Annotated in this window: 19 protein-coding genes and 1 rRNA gene; 8 read left to right on the top strand and 12 right to left on the bottom strand. The window is 71.1% G+C overall.

The genetic code is table 11. The features are described 5' to 3' along the window. Positions 1 to 84: ribosomal RNA gene (locus tag IE168_RS05170) — 16S ribosomal RNA — on the bottom strand; the annotation flags it as partial. Positions 85 to 634: 550 nt separating this feature from the next. Here IE168_RS05170 and IE168_RS05175 point away from each other — a divergent pair. Then, entirely contained in the window at positions 635 to 1,087 is a 453-nt protein-coding gene (locus IE168_RS05175; protein WP_189495912.1) for a DUF192 domain-containing protein, read from the top strand. Positions 1,088 to 1,135: 48 nt separating this feature from the next. Here IE168_RS05175 and IE168_RS05180 read toward each other — a convergent pair whose 3' ends face one another. After that, positions 1,136 to 1,366 carry a rubredoxin gene (locus tag IE168_RS05180; RefSeq protein WP_189495914.1) on the bottom strand — a complete coding sequence of 77 codons (231 nt, stop codon included), beginning with the start codon at positions 1,364 to 1,366 and terminating at the stop codon, positions 1,136 to 1,138. Positions 1,367 to 1,401: 35 nt separating this feature from the next. Between IE168_RS05180 and thiE the strand changes: the two genes are divergently transcribed. The 3 genes from thiE to IE168_RS05195 are packed head-to-tail and all read left to right on the top strand — an operon-like array spanning position 1,402 to position 4,287. Beyond that, the gene (thiE, locus tag IE168_RS05185) at positions 1,402 to 2,109 is read left to right on the top strand and encodes a thiamine phosphate synthase (protein ID WP_189495916.1); all 708 of its coding nucleotides are present in this window, start codon (positions 1,402 to 1,404) and stop codon (positions 2,107 to 2,109) included. Continuing rightward, a complete protein-coding gene (gene hemL / locus IE168_RS05190; protein WP_189495918.1) occupies positions 2,106 to 3,407 on the top strand; it encodes a glutamate-1-semialdehyde 2,1-aminomutase in 1,302 nt (433 codons plus the stop codon). The genes thiE and hemL overlap by 4 nt, the downstream gene beginning before the upstream one ends. Then, positions 3,391 to 4,287 carry an ion transporter gene (locus tag IE168_RS05195; protein WP_189495920.1) on the top strand — a complete coding sequence of 299 codons (897 nt, stop codon included), beginning with the start codon at positions 3,391 to 3,393 and terminating at the stop codon, positions 4,285 to 4,287. Before hemL ends, IE168_RS05195 begins: the two co-directional genes overlap by 17 nt. An 18-nt stretch (positions 4,288 to 4,305) precedes the next feature. Here the strand turns inward: IE168_RS05195 and IE168_RS05200 are convergent, their stop codons facing one another. The 3 genes from IE168_RS05200 to IE168_RS05210 all read right to left on the bottom strand — a co-directional run bounded on the left by IE168_RS05200 (position 4,306) and on the right by IE168_RS05210 (position 7,141). Further along, entirely contained in the window at positions 4,306 to 5,511 is a 1,206-nt protein-coding gene (locus tag IE168_RS05200) for an acetylornithine transaminase (protein ID WP_189495922.1), read from the bottom strand. A 70-nt stretch (positions 5,512 to 5,581) separates the two neighbouring features. After that, positions 5,582 to 6,403 (bottom strand): SDR family oxidoreductase, encoded by an 822-nt coding sequence (locus IE168_RS05205; RefSeq protein ID WP_189495925.1) that lies wholly within the window; start codon positions 6,401 to 6,403, stop codon positions 5,582 to 5,584. Positions 6,404 to 6,475: 72 nt separating this feature from the next. Then, positions 6,476 to 7,141, bottom strand: a complete 666-nt coding sequence (locus IE168_RS05210; RefSeq protein WP_189495927.1) for a protein kinase family protein — start codon at positions 7,139 to 7,141, stop codon at positions 6,476 to 6,478. Between the two features lie 51 nt (positions 7,142 to 7,192). Between IE168_RS05210 and IE168_RS05215 the strand changes: the two genes are divergently transcribed. After that, a complete protein-coding gene (locus IE168_RS05215; protein WP_229823138.1) occupies positions 7,193 to 9,193 on the top strand; it encodes a bifunctional DedA family/phosphatase PAP2 family protein in 2,001 nt (666 codons plus the stop codon). Here the strand turns inward: IE168_RS05215 and IE168_RS05220 are convergent. The 3 genes from IE168_RS05220 to IE168_RS05230 form a co-directional block, all read right to left on the bottom strand. Further along, a complete protein-coding gene (locus IE168_RS05220; RefSeq protein ID WP_189495931.1) occupies positions 9,190 to 9,765 on the bottom strand; it encodes an LON peptidase substrate-binding domain-containing protein in 576 nt (191 codons plus the stop codon). The two genes, IE168_RS05215 and IE168_RS05220, sit on opposite strands and share 4 nt — an antisense overlap. Positions 9,766 to 9,843: 78 nt before the next feature. Next, positions 9,844 to 11,220: a UDP-N-acetylmuramate:L-alanyl-gamma-D-glutamyl-meso-diaminopimelate ligase gene (mpl, locus tag IE168_RS05225; RefSeq protein ID WP_268245188.1), complete on the bottom strand. Its 1,377-nt coding sequence runs from the start codon at positions 11,218 to 11,220 to the stop codon at positions 9,844 to 9,846. Then, positions 11,217 to 11,783, bottom strand: a complete 567-nt coding sequence (locus tag IE168_RS05230) for an adenylate kinase (RefSeq protein ID WP_189495933.1) — start codon at positions 11,781 to 11,783, stop codon at positions 11,217 to 11,219. The genes mpl and IE168_RS05230 overlap by 4 nt, the downstream gene beginning before the upstream one ends. Positions 11,784 to 11,919: 136 nt before the next feature. Between IE168_RS05230 and IE168_RS05235 the strand changes: the two genes are divergently transcribed. Then, on the top strand, positions 11,920 to 13,176 hold the full coding sequence (locus IE168_RS05235; RefSeq protein WP_189495935.1) for a 6-phosphofructokinase: 1,257 nt from the start codon (positions 11,920 to 11,922) through the stop codon (positions 13,174 to 13,176). An 18-nt stretch (positions 13,177 to 13,194) separates the two neighbouring features. Here the strand turns inward: IE168_RS05235 and IE168_RS05240 are convergent, their stop codons facing one another. Next, a complete protein-coding gene (locus IE168_RS05240) occupies positions 13,195 to 13,698 on the bottom strand; it encodes a hypothetical protein (protein WP_189495937.1) in 504 nt (167 codons plus the stop codon). Between the two features lie 200 nt (positions 13,699 to 13,898). On the opposite strand from IE168_RS05240, the gene IE168_RS05245 reads away from it, so the two are divergent. Continuing rightward, positions 13,899 to 15,947: a sodium-translocating pyrophosphatase gene (locus IE168_RS05245; RefSeq protein WP_189495938.1), complete on the top strand. Its 2,049-nt coding sequence runs from the start codon at positions 13,899 to 13,901 to the stop codon at positions 15,945 to 15,947. Positions 15,948 to 16,054: 107 nt separating this feature from the next. Here the strand turns inward: IE168_RS05245 and IE168_RS05250 are convergent, their stop codons facing one another. Together IE168_RS05250 and IE168_RS05255 are read right to left on the bottom strand one after the other, a co-directional pair. Continuing rightward, a complete protein-coding gene (locus IE168_RS05250) occupies positions 16,055 to 16,600 on the bottom strand; it encodes a hypothetical protein (protein WP_189495940.1) in 546 nt (181 codons plus the stop codon). 202 nt (positions 16,601 to 16,802) lie between these two features. Then, positions 16,803 to 18,377, bottom strand: coding sequence for a M91 family zinc metallopeptidase (locus IE168_RS05255; RefSeq protein WP_189495942.1), 1,575 nt, complete (start codon positions 18,375 to 18,377; stop codon positions 16,803 to 16,805). A gap of 205 nt (positions 18,378 to 18,582) precedes the next feature. On the opposite strand from IE168_RS05255, the gene ppa reads away from it, so the two are divergent. Further along, positions 18,583 to 19,116 (top strand): inorganic diphosphatase, encoded by a 534-nt coding sequence (ppa, locus tag IE168_RS05260; RefSeq protein WP_189495944.1) that lies wholly within the window; start codon positions 18,583 to 18,585, stop codon positions 19,114 to 19,116. A 45-nt stretch (positions 19,117 to 19,161) separates the two neighbouring features. On the opposite strand, the gene IE168_RS05265 is transcribed toward ppa, so the two are convergent. Further along, entirely contained in the window at positions 19,162 to 19,842 is a 681-nt protein-coding gene (locus IE168_RS05265; protein ID WP_189496416.1) for an ion channel, read from the bottom strand. Positions 19,843 to 19,883: the final 41 nt, after the last annotated feature.

Consider the following 19,883-nt stretch of genomic DNA (forward strand, 5'->3'; position numbering starts at 1 on the left):
AGCTCCCCTGTGCTGCCGTTCGACTTGCATGTGTTAGGCCTGCCGCCAGCGTTCACTCTGAGCCAGGATCAAACTCTTCACTTGAAGTTTTCAGGCCGAAGCCCAAAGTCTTGAGTGCAGTCGTTCAAACCCCGAGCTCCAATTACCCGCTTGCATTTGCATGCATTTGAATCTTTGTTGCTCTTGGTGCGAACGTCTGCAAGATGGACAACCATCCACCGGCCAGACGCCCGCACAAGTCACCTGCGCACACTGTCAAAGATCACCGGAAGTGGCCTCAGCGCCTCCTTCCTTCAACCCCTCCGCTTCCGTCGGGGCGAGCCGCACATTATAGCGCGACTTTCGCGTCCGTCAACACCCTGCCGGGTGGAAACTTCCGCCTCCCGTCGCGGCCAGGCCGACTGGCCGATCCCGCTGGGGAGCCGCACATGTTAGCGCGGTTTCGAAGAACGTCAACACCCTGTGAGGGATCTTTCCGACTTCGCCCCGCGCCTCGCGCCGTGCCGGCCACGCCGTGCGGGGCGCGCATTGTGCACGCTTCACCCGGGCATGGGAAGGGGGCATGCACTGCAGACTTGACCGTACCGCGCCACTCCACGAGTGTTGGCGCTTTCCATCCCTTCAGGTGTCCGAAATGCGTGCTTTTGGCCTGTACCTGACGCTGGCGTGCGCGAGCGTTCTTGCCACCGCATGCGCGAGCGACGAGCCGTGGGTCGAGCTGGGCGGAGAGCGGTTCACCGTGGAGCTGGCCAACGACAACGCGTCGCGCGCCCGTGGCCTGATGTTCCGCGACTCGCTGGCCGAAGGGCACGGGATGCTGTTCATCCACGACAGCGAGGAACGCCAGGCCTACTGGATGAAGAACACGCGGATCCCGCTCGACATCCTCTATTTCGACTCGTCGCTGCGACTGGTATCGCAGCAGCGCGATGTCCCGCCCTGCTCCGCCGGCGACCGCTGCCCGCCCTATCCGAGCAACGCGCCGGCGCTGTACGTGCTGGAGCTCAATGCCGGGGAAGCCCGGCGCCTGGAGCTGAAGACCGGTGTGGTCATGGAGCTGGCGCCCGGCATCCTGCCCGAGCGCTGAGCGGCCGCACGCCGCATCACCGGACCGGCCGCCGCGACGGCCGGCGCATCAGACCACCATCATCTCGAAGTCGTCCTTGGTCACGCCGCAGTCCGGGCAGGTCCAGGTGTCGGGGACGTCTTCCCAGCGCGTGCCCGGCGCGATGCCTTCCTCGGGAATGCCAAGGGCTTCGTCGTAGATGAAGCCGCAGACGACGCACATCCAGGTGCGGCGGGCGGTGCTGGTCTCGTTCATCGGATAATGGCTTGCGGCTGCTGCGTCCGCGACGCGGGCGGCCATTGTCCCACCACCCTCCGGCAACAGGAAACCACGCCATGGGCGCTCCCGCCGCAACCGCCACGCCGGTACGCGACCTCCGGCGCGGCCTCTACCTGCTGACCCCGGATGAACGCGACACCGCGCGCCTGCTCAGCCGCGTCGGCGCGGTGATCGGCCAGGCGTCGCTGCTGCAGTACCGGAACAAGCTCGCCGACGCCGCACTGGCACGGGCGCAGGTCGCGGCGCTGCTGCCGCTGTGCCGCGCGAACGGCGTGCCGCTGCTGGTGAACGACGACTGGCGCCTGGCCGCGGCGGAGGGTGCCGATGGCGCGCACCTGGGCGAGGACGATGGCGACCTGGCCGCGGCACGCGCCACGCTCGGCCCGCACGCCATCCTCGGCGCATCGTGTTACGACAGCCTCGCCCGCGCGGACGCGGCGGCGGCGGCCGGCGCCAGCTACGTCGCCTTCGGCGCCTGCTTCCCCTCGCCCACCAAGCCCGCTGCCCGCCGCGTGGCGCCCGAGGTGCTCCGGGAAGCCCGGCGTTCCGGCCTGCCGGTGGTGGCCATCGGCGGGATCACCCCGGACAATGCCCGCAGCGTGGTCGAGGCCGGCGCCGACCTGCTGGCGGTGATCAGCGGCGTATTCGACGCGACCGACCCGGTGGCCGCCGCAGGCGCCTACCTGCGGGCGTTCGAGGCCCCACTCCCACCCCTTCCACATGCGACGCGGCCCATGGCCGCACACAGGAACCATTCGAAATGAAGCACGAGACGTCACAGGCCCTGTTCTCCCGCGCCACGGCGCTCATTCCCGGCGGCGTGAATTCGCCGGTGCGCGCGTTCAAGTCCGTGGGCGGCGAGCCGTTCTTCGTCGAGCGCGCGGACGGCGCGTTCCTGTACGACGTCGACGGCAACCGCTACATCGACTACGTCGGCTCCTGGGGCCCGATGATCGTCGGCCACAACCATCCGCGCGTGCGCGAAGCCGTGGCCGACGCGATCGGCAACGGCCTGTCCTACGGCGCGCCCTGCGCGGCGGAAGTCACCATGGCCGAAACCATCACCCGCCTGGTGCCGTCCTGCGAAATGGTGCGCATGGTCAACTCCGGCACCGAGGCCACCCTGTCGGCGATCCGGCTCGCGCGCGGCGCCACCGGCCGCCAGCGCATCGTCAAGTTCGAAGGCTGCTACCACGGCCACGGCGACTCGTTCCTGGTCAAGGCCGGCAGCGGCATGCTGACCCTGGGCGTGCCGACCTCGCCGGGCGTGCCCGCCGGGCTGAGCGAACTCACCTCGACCATCAGCTACAACGATTTCGACGGCGCGACGCAGCTGTTCGAACAGATCGGACCCGAGATCGCGGCCGTGATCATCGAGCCCGTGGTCGGCAACGCCAACTGCCTGCCGCCACGCGAGGGCTATCTGCGGCACCTGCGCGAGCTGTGCACGCGACACGGCGCGCTGCTGATCTTCGACGAGGTGATGACCGGCTTCCGGGTGGCCCTGGGCGGCGCGCAGGCCCGCTACGGCGTCACGCCGGACCTGACCACCTTCGGCAAGATCATCGGCGGCGGCATGCCGGTCGGTGCCTACGGCGGACGTCGCGACCTGATGCAGCAGATCGCGCCCGCCGGCCCGATCTACCAGGCCGGCACGCTCAGCGGCAATCCGGTGGCGATGGCCGCGGGCCTGGCGATGCTGGAACTGGTGCAGGAACCGGGCTTCCACGACCGCCTCGAGGCCACCGCCAACACGCTGTGCGACGGCTTCGAGGAGGCCGCGCGCGCGGCCGGCGTGCCGCTCACCACCAACCGCGTCGGCGCCATGTTCGGCCTGTTCTTCACCGATGCGAAGGTCGACACCTACGCCGGTGCGACCGCCTGCGACATCGGCGCCTTCAACCGCTTGTTCCACGCCATGCTGGAGCGCGGCGTGTTCCTGGCGCCGTCCGCGTACGAGGCCGGCTTCATCTCCAGCGCCCACGACGACGCGGTGGTGGAAGCGACGCTGGAGGCCGCGCGCGGCGCGTTCAGGGCCGTCGCCGATGCAGCCACCCGCTGACGTGGAACATCCGGCCGAAGCCGGGCCGAGCCCGTTCGAGCGCGACTTCCTGCCGGCGTCGGAGCAGGGCGCGCGCCACCTCTGGTACCGGCGGATCTTCCACCACGACGCGCCCGACGAGCGCAACTTCGACCTCGTCCTGATCCTGGTGATCCTCGCCAGCGTGGTGGTGGTGATGCTCGACAGCGTGCCGGCGGTCAAGGCGCGCTGGCACGCCTGGCTGTATGCCCTGGAATGGCTGTTCACGCTGGCCTTCGCCTTCGAGTACGCCGTTCGCCTGTGGGTGGTGAAGCGCCCGCTGCGCTACGCGACCAGCTTCTTCGGCGTGATCGACCTGCTGGCCATCCTGCCCACGTTCCTGTCGCTGCTGTTTCCCGCCAGCGCATCGTTCGCCGTGATCCGCGCGCTGCGCCTGCTGCGCGTGTTCCGGGTGCTGAAGCTGGTGGAGTACTCCAGCGAGGCCGGCGTCCTGATCCAGGCGCTTCTGCGCAGCCGGCGCAAGATCTTCGTGTTCATCGCCACGCTGCTGACCATCGTGGTGATCTTCGGTGCGCTGATGTACGTCGTCGAAGGCCCGGAGCACGGCTTCACCAGCATCCCCACCGGCATGTACTGGGCGATCGTGACCGTGGGCACCGTGGGCTTCGGCGACGTCGCCCCGGCCACCGGCTTCGGCCGCTTCATCACCTCGGTGCTGATCGTCATCGGCTACAGCATCATCGCGGTGCCGACGGGCATCTACACCGCCGAGCTCGCGCGCTCCCTGCAGCCGCGGCGGCGGCAGGTCCGCTGCACCGAATGCGGACTACCCGACCACGAGGCCGACGCCTGGCACTGCCGCAAATGCGGCCGGGCGCTGGCGCCCGAAGACGCCGACTGAACCGCGCCGGCGGGGTGCTCAGCGCAGGGCGGCCTCGAGCCGCTCGAGTCCTTCGGCCACGTCCGCGCCGGTGATGGTCAGCGCAGGCACGAAACGCAGCACGTCCGGCCCCGCCTGCAGCAGCAGCAGGCCCTGCGCCGCGGCGCGGTCGAGGATCTCCGCCGCGCGGCCGGCATGCTCCGGCCGCAGCACCGCGCCCAGCATCAGCCCGCGGCCACGGACCTCCTGGAACAGGCCGTGCCTGGCATCGATGGCCGACAGGCCCTCGCGCAGCGCGGCCGCCTGCCGCGAGACGTTCTCCACGACCGCGGACGACGCGATCTTGCGCAGCGCCACGCGCGCCACCGCCGCGGCCAGCGGATTGCCGCCGAAGGTGGTGCCGTGGTCGCCGAACCGCATCGCGTCCGCGGCCTGCGGGCCCACCAGCATCGCGCCGATGGGGAAGCCGCCGCCCAGCGCCTTGGCCAGGGTGACGATGTCCGGCACCACGCCGTCGTGCCAGTGCGCGAACAGCTCGCCGGTGCGGCCCATGCCGCTCTGGATCTCGTCGAGCACCAGCAGCGCGCCGTGGCGGTCGCACAGCGCGCGCACGGCCTGCAGGAAGCCGGGCGCCGCCGGCAGCACGCCACCCTCGCCCTGCACAGGCTCGAGCATGACCGCGGCGACGTCGCCACCGGCCATCGCGGCCTCCAGCGCGGCGACGTCGTTGAAGTCCACGTAGCGGAAGCCGCCGGGCAGCGGCTCGTAGCCGGCCTGGTACTTCGGCTGCGCGGTGGCGGTGACGGCCGCCAGCGTGCGGCCATGGAAGCTGCCGCGGAAGGTGACGATGGTGCGGCGCGCGGCCTCGCGGCCCTGCCCCGCGGCCCATTTGCGCACGAGCTTGATGGCGGCCTCGTTGGCTTCGGCGCCGGAGTTGCAGAAGAACACACGCTCGGCGAAGCGCGAGGCCTGCACCAGTTCCTGCGCCAGGCGCAGCGGCGGCTCGCTGTGGAAGACGTTGCTGGTGTGCCAGAGCCTGCCGGCCTGCTCGACCAGCGCGGCCACCAGGTCAGGATCGGCATGCCCGAGGCTGCAGACCGCGATGCCGGCGGAGAAGTCGATGTAGTCGCGGCCTTCGCTGTCCCAGACGCGCGCGCCCTGGCCGCGCTCGAGCACCAGCTCGCGCTGGCGGTAGACCGGCAGGTAATGGTCGCGGCCGAGGGCCAGCAGGTCGTTCAGGGACATGGGAGCGGTGCGTGCGGATGGACCGGGCATTGTCTCACCCCGCCCGCGGATGCCGGGCCGCGCGCCGCGCTCAGTCGAGGAACAGGTCGGGGAACAGCGGCTTCGAGGAGTCCACGGCATATCCGGACAGGTCGGTGACGCCGGCTTCGGCCAGCACCTCGTCGTCGATCAGGAAGCGGCCGCTGAACCCCTTGGCCTCGCGCACCAGCACGGCGTGCGCGGCGTCGGCCATGATCTCGGGCCGGCGGCCGTTGCCGGGCTCCACGCCCGGAATCATGTTCAGCGCATCGGTACCGATGATGGTGCGCGGCCACAGCGCGTTCACCGCCACGCCCTTCGGCCCGAACTCGGCGGCCAGGCCCAGCGTCACGAAGCTCATGCCCATCTTCGCCAGCGTGTAGCCGGTGTGCGGGCCCCACCACTTCGGATCCAGCGACGGCGGCGGCGCCAGCGTCAGGATGTGCGGGTTCGGCGCCTCCAGCAGATGCGGCAGGCAGGCCTGCGCGCAGAGGAAGCTGCCGCGCGCGTTGACCTGCTGCATCAGGTCGAAGCGCTTCATCGGCGTGTCGAGCGTGCCGCGCAGCCAGATCGCGCTGGCGTTGTTGACCAGGATGTCGATGCCGCCAAAGGCGTCGACGGCGGCCGCGACCGCTGCGCGCACCTGGTCCTCCTCGCGGATGTCGCACTTCAGCGCCAGGCCCTGGCCGCCGGCTTCGGTCACCGCCTGGGCGGCGGTGTGGATGGTGCCGGGGAGCTTCGGGTTCGGCACGTCCGACTTGGCCACGATGGCCACGTTGGCGCCATCGCGCGCGGAACGCAGCGCGATCGCGAGCCCGATGCCGCGCGAAGCGCCGGTGATGAAGAGGGTCTTGCCGGCAAGGGAAGCAACCATGGGCGAACGTCCTTCCTGTGGAAGCGGCTACAGCCGCGATGCGGTGATGATAGGGCAGGGGACGCCCGCGGCTCAGGGCTTCGGGCCCTGGCCCTCGTTGTCCTCCCACTTGAGGATGCGGCGGGTGACGAAGCGATAGACCGGCTTGCCGGTGGCGAACCAGGCCTCGCGAAGCCACGACCGGCGTTTCAGCACGCGACGCTCGACCGGGGTGATCGAACCCGGGCAATAGGTGCGCTTGTGCTTGAGCAGGTGGCGCAGGTCCTCGCGCGCGAGCAGGCGCATCCAGCGCGAGCGCGGGTCGCCGCGCACGGCGAGCTGGAAATCGATGAGCGCCGGGCGTCCGTCCTCGAGCACCAGCCAGTTCGCCTCCTTGGCGAGGTCGTTGTGGGCGAGGCCGCGGCGATGCAGCTGCTGCAACAGCCTGCGCGCGCGCCGGAAGTAGGCGAGATCACCGCGCGGCGGGCGCTGGTACATCGCATCGCCGGCCATGAAGCTGCGGTCGAGCACGCGCCCGTCCCAGCGCAGCAGCTGCGGTACGTCGGCCATGCCCGCCACCGCGCGCAGCCCCCGCGCCTCGCGCCGGGCCAGCCACCAGGCCGGCACCCGCAGCCACCACGGCACGTGGCGCAGGTCGCGGCGCACGAACACGGCGCCCGCGGAGTCGCGCATCAGCGCGATGCGCCCGAAGCTGTCCGCCTTCAGCGCCGCGACTTCGACTGAACCCCGATGATCCATGGCGGCATTGTAGGCGGCGCAAGCGCGACGCCGGCTGCCATAATCTCGCCGGTGAGTGCCTGGTTCGACAGCCTCGTTGCCTGGATCGGCGCCCATCCCGTGGCCGCCGGCGTGGCCATATTCCTGGTCGCCTTCTGCGACGCGGTGATCATCCTCGGCGCGATCGTGCCGGCGCTGCCGCTGCTGTTCGCGATCGGCGTGCTGATCGGCCTGGGCGAGATCTCCGGCCCGTACGCCGTGGCCTGCGCCGCGGCCGGCGCCTTCCTGGGCGACGCCAGCAGCTACTGGATCGGCCACCGCTGGGGGCCGCGGCTGCGCGCCACCTGGCCGTTCAGCAAGTACCCGCAGTTGCTCGAGCGCGCGGAGCTGCTGTTCCGCCGCAACGAGACCAAGGGCATCTTCATCGCGCGCTACGTCGGGCCGGTGCGTCCGTTCGTGCCCGCCATCGCCGGCATGGCGCGGATGCCGCTCCGCCGCTACCTCCCGGCCAGCGTCGTCGCCGCGATCAGCTGGGCGGTGCTGTTCCTGGCCCCGGGCTGGCTGTTTGGCGAGGCGTACGAGGCCGTGGCCGCGGTCGCCGACCGGCTGGCGCTGGTGGTCGGCGCCCTGCTGGCGGCGATCGCCCTGGCCTGGGCGCTGGTGCTCTACACCTACCGCTGGTTCGCCAACCACGCCGACGCCCTGCTGGCCCGCGCCCTGCGCTGGACCCGCGACCATCCGCGGCTGGGGCGCTACGCGGCCGCGCTGATCTCGCCCAACCGGCCGGAGTCGGCCTCGCTGGCGCTGCTCGCAGCCTGCCTGCTGGCGATCGGCGTCGCCTGGTTCACCCTGCTGGCCACCATGCTCGCCCGCGGCGGTCCACTGGCGCTGGACCTGCGCATCCACGAGGCGATGTACGCGCTGCGCAATCCGCTGGCCGACCGGCTGATGGCGGCGCTGGCCTCGATCGGCGACCCGGTGGTGCTGGCGCTGCCGATCGCGCTGTCCACGCTGTGGCTGCTGTGGCGCCGGCGCTGGATGGCGGCGGCGCACTGGCTGGCGGCGCTGGCCTTCGGGCTGGCGCTGACCGCGGCGCTGGAGGCCGCCATCGACATGCCGCGGCCACCCACCGCGCTCAGCGGCTTCGGCTTCCCGGCGGTCGGGCTGACGATGACCACGATCACCTTCGGCTTCTTCGCGGTGCTGATCGCGCGCGAGCTGCCGGGCCGGCAGCGGGTCTGGCCCTACCTGGTCTCGGGCGCGGTGGTGGCGGTGCTGGGCTTCGCGCGCCTGTACCTGGGCGCGCACTGGCTGACCGACCTGGTCGGCGGGATGCTGCTGGGCATCGCCTGGCTGCTGGCGCTGGGCATCGCCTACCGCCGCCACGTGGCGCGCTCGTTCTGGATGCGACCGCTGGCGGCGCTGTTCTACGGTGCGTTCACCGTGGCCGCGCTGTGGCATGCGCCGCGCGCGGTCGATCCGTTGCTGGAGCGCTTCGCGCCGACGCCGCCGCCGGCCAACATCGACCTCGACACCTGGTGGCAGGACGGCTGGGCCGAACTGCCCTGGCAGCGCAACGAGCGCGATGCCAGCCGGCGCTGGCCGCTGGACGTGCAGGTGGCCGGGCCGCTGGACCCCATCGAACGCCACCTGGCCGCCCGCGGCTGGCGCACCCAGCCCCAGGCCGACTGGCGCGCGGCCCTGCTCCTGCTCGACGACGACACCCCGGCGCAGGCCCAGCGGGTGCTTCCGGCCACGCTCGGCGCCAGTGCCGAGGCGCTGCTGATGCGGCGCAGCCTCGACGACGGCCGCCTCGTGGTGCTGCGCCTGTGGCGCGCGCCGCGGCAGCCGCGCGACGGCACGCCGCTGTGGATCGGCACGGCGCAGACGCTCACCCACGTGAGGCCGTTCGACCTGTTCGGCCTGTGGTCCCCGGATCCCGACGCCAGCGGCGCCTATTCGCTGCTGCGCGGCGACCTGGCCGGGCTGGAGCAGCAGGAGGATCCGCACCCGGCCTCGGGGGAGCCCGTGCTGCGCCTGCGGACGCCGCGCGTGCCCGCGCCTTCGCCCTAGCCGATCAGTTCGAGCAGGCCGTCGAGCCGCTTGTGCGGATCATCGACACCGAGCATCGCGGCGCGACGCTCCTCCGGCATCGGCAGCATCTCGAGCAGGCGCCAGCCCACCCACACCGCGTCCTCGATGCTGCCGTCCGCGCCCGGCGGACGCCCGACCTGGTCGAAGATGCGCTCGAGCAGGGTGCCCAGCAGCGCGTGCTCCGGCCGCAGCCGGGCCACGGACGGCACCTCCCCGAGCCACTCCACGCGGGCTTCGACCAGGCCGCTGTCGCGCACCGACGTGGCCAGCACGCGGAACCTGCGCTCGCCGCGCACGCGCAGGGTGAGCAGGCCGTCGTCGTCGGTGCCGAAGTCCTCGATCACCGCTTCGGTGCCGAACTCGGCCGGGACCGCCGGCGCGCCGACCTCGTCGCCCTCGGCGATCAGGCAGATGCCGAAGCCGTGGCCGCTGCGGCCGCACTCGCCGACCATGTCCAGGTAGCGCGACTCGAACACGCGCAGGCCCATCACCGCGCCGGGGACGAGCACGGCCTGCAGGGGGAACAGCGGAAGCATGGGAATCCCGGCCATCGCCGACAGTCTACCCAGCGGACGTCAAGGCGAGGCGGCGGCCGCGCCGGCCGCGACGCGCAGGCGCACGGCCACGGCTCACTCGCCGCGCAGCATCGCCAGGAAGCGCCGCGGCGCGCCGTCGAAGCCGCCATTGGACATGAACACCACGTGGTCGCCCGCGCGCGCCAGCGCGCGCAGGCTGGCCAGCAGCGCATCCGCGTCGGGCACCGCGACGCCTTCGCCGCGCAGCGCCCCGACCACCGCGCCGGCGTCCCACTCCAGCGACGGACGGTGCAGGAACACCACCGCGTCGGCCAGCGCCAGCGACGGCGCCAGCGCGTCTGCGTGCGCGCCCAGCCGCATAGAATTGCTGCGCGGCTCCATCGCGACCACGATCCGGCCGCCGGCACCAACCCGGGCGCGCAGGCCTTCGAGCGTGGTGGCGATCGCGGTCGGGTGGTGGGCGAAGTCGTCGTAGACGCTGATGCCGCCCTCCTCGCCCAGCAGCTCCATCCGGCGCTTGACGCTGCGGAACGCGGACAGGGCCGGCAGCACCGAGGCCACGTCCACGCCCACCGCGTCGCAGGCCGCCAGCGCGCCGAGCGCGTTCATCACGTTGTGGCGGCCGAGCAGCGGCCAGCGCACCTCGCCCACGAGCGCGCCGGACCTGAGCACTTCGAAGGCGCTGCCGTCCGCGGCCAGCAGGCGCGCCTGCCAGTCCAGGGCCACGCCCGGCACGGGATCGATGCCGAAGCGCACCACCGGCGTCCACCAGCCCATCGCCAGCACTTCGGCCAGGTGCGCGTCCTCGCCGTTGACCACCAGCCGGCCGCGGCGCGGCACCGTGCGCACGAAGTGGTGGAACTGGCGCTGGATCGCAGCCAGGTCGGGGAAGATGTCGGCGTGGTCGAACTCGAGGTTGTTGAGCACCGCCACCAGCGGCCGGTAGTGCACGAACTTCGAGCGCTTGTCGAAAAAGGCGGTGTCGTATTCGTCGGCCTCGACCACGAACTCGCGGCCCTGGCCGATGCGCGCGGACACGCCGAAGTCCTCGGCCACGCCGCCGATCAGGAAGCCCGGACTGCGGCCCGCGGCCTCGAGCAGCCAGGCCAGGATGGTTGTCGTGGTGGTCTTGCCGTGGGTGCCGGCCACCGCGATGGTGTCGCGGCCGGGCAGCACGTGGTCGCGCAGCCATTCGGCGCCCGAGGTGTACGCGGGGCCACGGTCGAGCACGTGTTCGACCGCAGCGTTGCCGCGCGAGAGCGCGTTGCCGATCACCACCTGGTCGCAGCCGGGCGAGATGTGCGCGGGGTCGTAGCCCTGGCGCAGCTCGATGCCGAGACGCTCGAGCTGGGTCGACATCGGCGGATACACCGCCTGGTCGCTGCCCTCGACCGCGTGGCCGAGCTCGCGCGCCAGCGCCGCCACCCCGCCCATGAAGGTGCCGGCGATGCCGAGGATGTGCAGCTTCACTGCCGTTCGAAAGCGGCCAGGATGCGGCCGAAGACCTCGTCCAGCGTGCCCACGCCGTCCACGACGGCGAGCTTGCCGGCGTCGCGGTAGTAGCCGATCACCGGCGCGGTCTGGTCGTCATAGACCTGCAGGCGTTTGCGCACCGACTCCGGGTTGTCGTCGGCGCGGCCTTCGGCCTGCGCGCGGCCGGCGAGGCGGTCGATCAGCAGCTCGTTGTCGACTTCGAGCTGGACGGCGATGTCCATCGGCTGGCCGATGCGCTCGAGCAGGGCGTCCAGCGCGGCGGCCTGGGCCAGGTTGCGCGGATAGCCGTCGAGGATGAAGCCGTTGTCCATGTCGTCGCGCGAGAAGCGGTCCTCCAGCATGCCGAGCAGGATGTCGTCGGACACCAGCTCGCCGCGGGCCATCACTTCCTTCGCCTGCAGGCCCAGCGGGCTGCCGGCCTTGACCTCGGCGCGCAGCAGGTCGCCGGTCGACACGTGCGGCACCTGCAGGTGCTCCTTCAGGCGCGTGGCCTGCGTCCCTTTGCCGGAACCCGGCGCACCAAGCAGTACCAGTCGCATCGAACGCTCCAATCTGATCGCGGGGCGTGGACCGGGCGGAGCGTAGAATCCCCGCCTGCGGCCTTCACCGTGCCAGCTTACCCATCGCTCCCCCGCTCCGAAACCCCCAGCTTCCACCCATTTGCCCGGACCCGAGATGCCCCAAGGTACCCTCTTCTATGCGCAGTCCGGCGGCGTCACCGCCGTCATCAATGCCACCGCCTCGGCGGTGCTGACCGAGGCCCGGGCGCGGAAGGTGCGCGTGCTGGCGGGGCGCAACGGCATCCTCGGCGCGCTGCGCGAGGAGCTGTTCGACACCTCGAAGGAGTCCGCAGCGGCGGTGCGCGCCCTGGCCCATACGCCTGGCGGCGCCTTCGGTTCCTGCCGCTACAAGCTGAAATCGCTCGAGGCCGACCGTCCGAAGTACGAGCGTCTGCTCGAAGTGCTGCGCGCGCACGACGTGCGCTGGTTCCTCTACAACGGCGGCAACGATTCCGCCGACACGGCCAACAAGGTTTCGCAGCTGGCCGCCGAGTTCGACTATCCGCTGACCTGCATCGGCGTACCCAAGACCGTCGACAACGACCTGGTGGTCACCGACTGTTGCCCGGGCTTCGGCTCGGCGGCCAAGTACACCGCCGTCTCGGTGCGCGAGGCGGCGCTGGACATCGCCGCGATGGCCGACACCTCGACCAAGGTCTTCGTCTACGAGGCCATGGGCCGGCACGCCGGCTGGCTGGCCGCGGCCGCGGGGCTTGCCGGCGACGGCCCGGACGCCGCGCCGCACATCATCCTGTTCCCCGAGCGCAGCTACGAGGAGGCCGATTTCCTGGCGCGCGTGCAGAAGGTGGTCGACCGCGTCGGCCACTGCGTGGTCGTCGCCAGCGAGGGCATCCGCACCGCCGACGGCACCTTCGTGGCCGACGCCGGCGGCGGCAAGGATTCCTTCGGGCATACCCAGCTCGGTGGCGTGGCCTCGTACCTGGCGGGCCGGGTCAAGGACCGGCTGGGCCTCAAGGTGCACTGGACCCTGCCCGACTACCTGCAGCGCTCGGCGCGCCACATCGCCTCGCAGACCGACCTCGACCAGGCGATGGCCGTGGGCCGGGCCGCCGTGCGCTACGCGCTGGAAGGCCGCAACGCCACGATGCCGGCGATCATCCGCACCTCCAGCGCGCCGTATCGCTGGAAGATCGAACCCGCGCCGCTGGACCGGATCGCCAACCGCGAGAAGACCATGCCGAAGGGCTTCATCCGCCGCGACGGCTACGGCATCACGGCAGCCGCCCGCGCCTACCTGGAGCCCTTGATCCGCGGCGAGGCCTATCCGCCCTACGGGCGCGACGGCCTGCCGAAGTACGTGGCGCTGAAGAACACGCTGGTGAAAAAGAAGCTGGCGGCCTGGGAGGGCTGAACCCGGCCGGCCTGCGGACTAGCCTCCGCAGGCCTCGCCTTCCACGCCCATCTCGGCGGCGAACATCGGGATCGCCGCCAGCTTGCCGCCGGCGGCGGCCTGCTTCGCATCGTCGAGATAGACACGCGACTGGCCCTGGCCGTCGAGCTTGACCGCCTGCTCGACCGGGCGGCGCCAGACGCGCACCACCGCCTGCTGCGAGGCGCAGCCGGCATTGGGCACGCGGATCAGGTCATTGAACAGCCAGCCATCGGCCTGGGACGGCTTGGCCTTGGCCGCATCGACGAAGCGCGCGCGCGGCTGGCAGCTCGGGCTGGTGCGCACCACGGCGAAGCGGTAGGGCTCGGCGGCATCGCCGGTGAACGCGCCCTCGATGCGCGCGCAGGCCTCGGGGATCTGGCGCAGGGTGTGCACCACGCCGACCTGCTGCGGCTGGACCGCGTCGCGGGTGATCTCGGGCCTGGGGTCGGCGGCCAGGGCCGGCGCGGTGGCGGCCAGCAGGGTCAGGATGGCAAGGCGCATCGCATGGACTCGCACGGATGGGGGTGCGGCGCAGGCTCGCACGGGCCGCCTGAATCAGGCCTCCACGCCTCGCGCGGCGGCCCCCGCAACGCCCGCCGGACGCGCTGCAGCGCGGCAATACCGGTTCCGGGGGCTATGCCATAGTCGGGCGGCACGTGCTCCAACCGGTTGTTTCCGTCCACACCCTGGGGAGGGTTTCAATGCTCGAGCAACAAGGCTTGTGGCTGGCGCTTGCGTGCGCCGGCCTCGCGATCGTCTACGGCATCTTTTCCGTGCGCTGGATCCTGGCGCGTCCCGCGGGCAATGACCGTATGCAGCAGATTGCCGCGGCGATCCAGGAAGGCGCCGGCGCCTACCTGCGGCGGCAGTACACCACCATCGCCATCGTCGGCGTGGTGCTGTTCCTGGTGATCGGCTTCGTACCGGCGCTGGGCTGGCCCACGGCGATCGGCTTCGCCATCGGCGCGGTGCTCTCGGGCCTGGCCGGATTCATCGGCATGTTCGTTTCGGTGCGCGCCAACGTGCGCACCACGCAGGCGGCGACCGTCGGCCTCAACGAGGCGCTGGCGGTCAGCTTCCGCGGCGGCGCGGTCACCGGCCTGCTGGTGGTCGGCCTGGGCCTCTTGGGCGTGGCCGGCTACTTCATGTTCGTGGTCGGCGACGGGCGCGACGCGCTCTCGGTCGAGGCGGCGCTGCAGCCGATGATCGGCCTGGCCTTCGGCTCATCCCTGATCTCGATCTTCGCGCGCCTGGGCGGCGGCATCTTCACCAAGGGCGCCGACGTCGGCGCGGATCTCGTGGGCAAGGTCGAGGCCGGCATCCCCGAGGACGACCCGCGCAACCCGGCGGTGATCGCCGACAACGTCGGCGACAACGTCGGCGACTGCGCGGGCATGGCCGCGGACCTGTTCGAAACCTATGCGGTCACCATCATCGCCTCGATGCTGATCGGCGGCATCTACTTCACCGGATCCGCTTCAGACCCGGGCTACGGCTGGGCAGGCGTGGTCTATCCGCTGGTGCTGGGCGCGGTGTCGATCGTGGCTTCGATCATCGGCACCTTCTTCGTCAAGGCGCGGCCGGGCGGGAAGATCATGAACGCGCTGTACCGCGGCCTGGGCGTGTCCGGCGTGCTGGCGGCGGTCGCGTTCTGGTTCGTCACCGACAGCATGTTCGGCGCCGAGACCGGCATGCCGCTGTTCTGGTGCGCGATCGTGGGCCTGGTGCTGACCGGCCTGCTGGTGGTGATCACCGAGTACTACACCGCGACCGAGTACGCGCCGGTGCAGGACGTGGCGCGCGCCTCGGAAACCGGCCACGGCACCAACGTGATCGCGGGGCTTGCGGTGTCGATGAAGTCGACGGCGGCGCCGGTGATCGTGGTGGCCGCGGCGATCTGGACCTGCTACTCGGTCGCCGGCCTGTACGGCCTGGCGATCGCGGCCACCGCCATGCTGTCGATGGCCGGCATGATCGTGGCGCTCGATGCCTACGGCCCGATCACCGACAACGCCGGCGGCATTGCCGAGATGAGCGGCCTGGATCCCGCGATCCGCGAAACCACCGACGCGCTCGACGCCGTGGGCAACACCACCAAGGCGGTGACCAAGGGCTATGCGATCGGCTCGGCCGGCCTGGCCGCGCTGGTGCTGTTCGCCGACTACGCGCACAAGCTGGAAGGTTCGGGCCGCGCCGTGAACTTCTCCATCGACAACCCGAACGTGGTGATCGGCCTGCTGATCGGCGGCATGATTCCCTATCTCTTCGGCGCGCTCGCGATGCAGGCCGTGGGCCGCGCGGCCGGCGCGGTGGTGGAGGAAGTGCGTCGCCAGTTCCGCGAGATCCCCGGCATCATGGAAGGCACCGGCAAGCCGCAGTACGACCGCGCGGTGGACCTGCTGACGAAGTCGGCGATCCGCGAGATGGTCATTCCCTCGCTGCTGCCGCTGGTGATCCCGATCATCGTCGGCCTGACGCTGGGTGCGGACGCGCTCGGCGGCCTGCTGATGGGCACGATCGTGACCGGCCTGTTCCTGGCGATCTCGATGTGCACCGGCGGCGGCGCCTGGGACAACGCCAAGAAGTACATCGAGGAAGGCCACCACGGCGGCAAGGGCTCCGAGGCGCACAAGGCCGCGGTGACCGGCGACACCGTGGGCGATCCCTACAAGGACACCGCAGGCCCGGCGGTGAACCCGCTGATCAAGGTCACCAACATCGTGGCCCTGCTGCTGGTGCCGCTGCTGTAGTCCGGCATGCCCGGGCTCCCGGCATGGGCGCCCGGCTGGACACGAAGAAGGCGGCCCCCGGGCCGCCTTCTTCCATCGCGAACCTCCGCCTGCGCATCCGCGCGGGCTTACGGCGCCTCGAACGCTCCCGCCGCCACGTCGAACCACGGCGTGCACAGTCGCTGCTGCGCCTGGGCCATCTCGAACGGAGCGGTCCAGACCGCCACCTCGCCGGCGGACTCGGACGCCTGGAACTGCGCCTCGTCGAACGGCGCCACCCCCAGGCACCAGCGCACCCGGCCCGGGGCGTCCCCCGCGGCGAGCGACAGGTCGAACGCGAACGCGCCGTCCAGGGCGTCGCCCGCCGCCAGCCTGGCAGCCAGCGGCACCGGCGGCACGGTCGGCGTGGGTTGCGGCAGCGCGCGCGCCACATGGGTCAGGACCAGCCCGTCCGCCCCGGCCTCGAACCGCGGCGGCGGAACCTCGCCGGCCACCAGCCGCTTCGTCAGCACCGCGTGCCGGTCGCCGCGGTCGAACACGGCCAGGGGCGCCTGCCCGGTATTGCTGATGCGATAGCGCACGGCCAGCGCGCTCCCGTCGGGGTCGAACGCGACCTCGAGCAGTGCGCCGTCGCCTTCCACGGTGGTCCGGGCCACCTGGTCTTCCTCATGCATCCGCGTGGACTCCGTCGTGGCCTGTGCCTCAACAGCATGCGGAGCCAGCAGGGCTGCGGACAAGAGGGCCAGCGTGGCGCCTGTTCGCGGGTTCGGACTCATCGGCATGACTCACCTGTGGGTGACGGGGCGACAGGATGTCTGAAATGCCCGGAGCCCGCGATGAACGCGGGCTCGGGGATGGTGCGGGACTGCGGCTGGCTCAGAGCGCGTAGCTCGGGCGATCCGGCAGGCCCAGCTCCTCGCGCAGCCCGTTCTCGGTCAGATGATCGGGATTGGCGGTGGTCGGCTTGGTGCTGGGGTCGCCGTCGAAGTCATAGGCGGGGGCGGAAGTCTCCAGGCCCACGGCCTGGCGCTCGGCGTTGGGCACGCGGCCGGAGTCAGGGCCCTCGCCGCGGTAGGTGCCCGGCTGGAAGGTGCCGTTCACGCCGTTGTAGGCATGCGACATCTCGTGGTACAGCACCACGACGGGCGCGGGGAAGGCGTCCATGTGGAAGGAGGGGTTGTAGCTGATGTCGACGTTGCCGCCGGCACCGGCACGGCCGTTGACGATGTCGGCGTCGCGGCTGAAGGTCTGGGCGTAGCCGTTCTGCTCGTTGGCCAGCTCCTTGATGGTGACCACGTTGCCCTTCACGTCGGCGGCCTTGTCGAACTCGGCCAGCATCTGCTGGCCCACCGGGGACGCGCGCAGGAAGTCGAGCTCGGCCTGGATGCGCTGCACGAAGCCCTCGGAGCCCTCGACCTTGATGGTCTGGCCGGCGGCGGCGTCGATCACCACGTTGACCACGGTGGGCTTCGCGTTGGTGGCGGCGTTGACCAGGTCGCCGACCTCGGCATAGACCGTGGCGTTGACGCCGGCATTGTCGATCGTGTCGTCGCCGGCCCCGGCATAGACGGTGCTCTTGCCCTCGCCCACGGCGATGCGGTCATTGCCGGTGCCGCCGGAGAGGATGTCGCTCTCGCCACCGCCGGTGATCGCGTCGTCGCCGGCGCCGCCCTCGATGAAGTTGGTGCCGCTGCCGGCGATGAGTTCGTCGTCGCCGTCGCCGCCGTGGATGATGTTGACGCCGTCGCCGCCGGTGATCACGTCGTCGCCGCTGTTGCCGAAGATGTCGTCGCGGCCGGCGCCGGAGAAGATGATGTCGTTGCCGGCGCCGCCGTCGATGCGGTCGTCGCCGGCACCGGTGGTGATGGTGTCGTCGCCATCGCCGCCCTCGACCACGATGTTCACCTTCACGTTCGGCGCCACTTCGATCACGTCGTCGCCGGCGCCGGCGCGGAGGGTGAGCTCCTGGCCCTGGTCGAGCTTCACTTCGTAGCTCTCGCCGTTGACGTTGACGTCCAGGGTGCCGTCGTCGCGCTGCTTCACGCCGATCACGTCGTCGCTCGCGCCGGTGGTCAGCACCAGCTGGTCGCTGACCACGTAGCCGCTGCCTTCCACGGTGCGCTCGCGGGCGATGTCGAGGCCTTTCTCCGAGTGCAGCGGATCGACCACGATCGGCTTGCCGTCGGGCGTGCTGCGCTGGGTGCGTTCACCGGCGTTTTCAGCCGAACCGTCGATCTTCCGGCCGTCCCCGGACGCGTCCTTGTCGCCGATCACGTCATCGACGCCACCGGCCTCGATCGGCGACGGCGCGGGCGCGTCGCTGCCCAGCGCGTCCGGGCCATGGTCATGGTGGCGGCCCGGGGCGTCGGGATTGTTCCAGTAGCCCTGGCTCTGGAACTGGGCGGCGGCGGCGTTGGCGCCGGGGGTGAGGCTGGAGGCCTGGATGGTCATGCGGCGGGACTCGCTGTAGATACGGTGGCGTACTGTGTAATCCGCCCGTCATGTCTCCCCAAGCTGGGGCGTACCCCATCCTCGGGTGCACCCGGTGCCATTCAGGCGGCGCCGCGGCTTTGGTGCGTCGCAACAGCCGCGCGTAGAATGTCGGCATTCCCGACGGGCCACGCATCGCATCCCGTCCCCACCAACTGGAGCACCCATGGGCCTGGACCATGTGAAGACCGGCAAGAACCCGCCGGACGAGATCAACGTCATCATCGAGATCCCGAAGGACGCCGAGCCCGTCAAGTACGAGGTCGACAAGGAGTCCGGCGCGATCTTCGTGGACCGCGTGCTGTCCACGCCCATGCGCTACCCCTGCAACTACGGCTACGTGCCCGACACCGTCTGCGGCGACGGCGATCCGGCCGACGTGATGGTGATCCTGCCGCTGCCGCTGGTGCCGGGTTCGGTGATCCGCTGCCGCCCGGTGGGCGTGCTGAAGATGACCGACGAGGCCGGCAGCGACGAGAAGCTGCTCGCCGTGCCGGAGCCGAAGGTGTTCGCGGGCTATGCCCACATCACCGACATCGCCCAGGTCTCCGGCCACTGGCTGGAGCGCATCGGCCACTTCTTCGAGCACTACAAGGATCTCGAGAAGGGCAAGTGGGTGAAGCTCGAGGGCTGGGGCGATGCGGCCGAGGCCAAGGCGCTGCTGGTCGAGGCGATCGAACGCTACAAGTCCGGCGCCTGACCGTCGGCGGGCGCGCCGGCCGACCGGCCGCGCGCGCCGTTTCCGTCAGTGCTGGCCGCCGCGCCGGCGCACGATGCTCAGCGCGATCAGCCGCGACACCACCGCGGCGATGTAGCCCACGCCCGCGAACTGCTCGAGCATCACCAGCACCCGCGCGTACGGTGACAGTGGCATCACGTCGCCGTTGCCGGTGCCCGAGAGCGTCGAAAAGCTGAGAAACAGCAGCTCCAGCCAGCGCCGCGGGCGCTCCGGCTCGACCATGCCGGTGAAGCTGCCGGGCGCCAACGCCTGGCAGACCAGGAAGGCGTAGGCGAAGCCCCAGGCCAGCAGGGTGAACGCGGCGGCCGCGGCGAACAGCTCGTCCGCCGTCACCGTGTGGTCCTCGAGCATGTACACGATCAGCGCGCCGGCGGCGTAGAAGTACAGCAGCGATTCCAGCACCGCCGAGACCGCGGCCAGCGCCGGCAGGCCCAGCGCGATCGCCGCGATCGCCAGCAGCATCGCCGGCACCGCCAGCGCCCAGGCGATCCAGTTCGCGGCATGGCTGCGGAACACCACCCACACCGCCAGCGGCACCGCAACCAGGGTGAAGGCGCTGAACAGCACGCGGGTGTCGCGGCCGTCCACCAGCGGATAGACCATCAGGCTGGCTAGCTGCACGGCCAGCAGCAGCGCCGACGGATGGCGGGCCGCGATCGCGGTCCAGCGCAGCGGCTTGGGGAACATTCGTGCCATCACCCGAGTGTGCCCTGCCGGCGCGGGCTCCG

Source organism: Luteimonas padinae, from assembly GCF_014652935.1.
GTDB classification, from domain to species: Bacteria; Pseudomonadota; Gammaproteobacteria; order Xanthomonadales; family Xanthomonadaceae; genus Luteimonas; species Luteimonas padinae.

Bases quoted from the DNA above. Each gene is read 5' to 3' on its own strand.
- IE168_RS05230 (WP_189495933.1), bottom strand. From the start codon at position 11,783: ATGCGACTGGTACTGCTTGGTGCGCCGGGTTCCGGCAAAGGGACGCAG.
- hemL (WP_189495918.1), top strand. From the start codon at position 2,106: ATGAAGCACGAGACGTCACAGGCCCTGTTCTCCCGCGCCACGGCGCTC.
- IE168_RS05250 (WP_189495940.1), bottom strand. From the start codon at position 16,600: ATGCATGAGGAAGACCAGGTGGCCCGGACCACCGTGGAAGGCGACGGC.
- IE168_RS05220 (WP_189495931.1), bottom strand. From the start codon at position 9,765: ATGGCCGGGATTCCCATGCTTCCGCTGTTCCCCCTGCAGGCCGTGCTC.
- IE168_RS05240 (WP_189495937.1), bottom strand. From the start codon at position 13,698: ATGCGCCTTGCCATCCTGACCCTGCTGGCCGCCACCGCGCCGGCCCTG.
- IE168_RS05195 (WP_189495920.1), top strand. From the start codon at position 3,391: ATGCAGCCACCCGCTGACGTGGAACATCCGGCCGAAGCCGGGCCGAGC.
- IE168_RS05205 (WP_189495925.1), bottom strand. From the start codon at position 6,403: ATGGTTGCTTCCCTTGCCGGCAAGACCCTCTTCATCACCGGCGCTTCG.
- IE168_RS05265 (WP_189496416.1), bottom strand. From the start codon at position 19,842: ATGTTCCCCAAGCCGCTGCGCTGGACCGCGATCGCGGCCCGCCATCCG.
- IE168_RS05245 (WP_189495938.1), top strand. From the start codon at position 13,899: ATGCTCGAGCAACAAGGCTTGTGGCTGGCGCTTGCGTGCGCCGGCCTC.
- IE168_RS05175 (WP_189495912.1), top strand. From the start codon at position 635: ATGCGTGCTTTTGGCCTGTACCTGACGCTGGCGTGCGCGAGCGTTCTT.
- ppa (WP_189495944.1), top strand. From the start codon at position 18,583: ATGGGCCTGGACCATGTGAAGACCGGCAAGAACCCGCCGGACGAGATC.
- IE168_RS05210 (WP_189495927.1), bottom strand. From the start codon at position 7,141: ATGGATCATCGGGGTTCAGTCGAAGTCGCGGCGCTGAAGGCGGACAGC.
- IE168_RS05180 (WP_189495914.1), bottom strand. From the start codon at position 1,366: ATGGCCGCCCGCGTCGCGGACGCAGCAGCCGCAAGCCATTATCCGATG.
- IE168_RS05200 (WP_189495922.1), bottom strand. From the start codon at position 5,511: ATGTCCCTGAACGACCTGCTGGCCCTCGGCCGCGACCATTACCTGCCG.
- IE168_RS05235 (WP_189495935.1), top strand. From the start codon at position 11,920: ATGCCCCAAGGTACCCTCTTCTATGCGCAGTCCGGCGGCGTCACCGCC.
- thiE (WP_189495916.1), top strand. From the start codon at position 1,402: ATGGGCGCTCCCGCCGCAACCGCCACGCCGGTACGCGACCTCCGGCGC.
- IE168_RS05255 (WP_189495942.1), bottom strand. From the start codon at position 18,377: ATGACCATCCAGGCCTCCAGCCTCACCCCCGGCGCCAACGCCGCCGCC.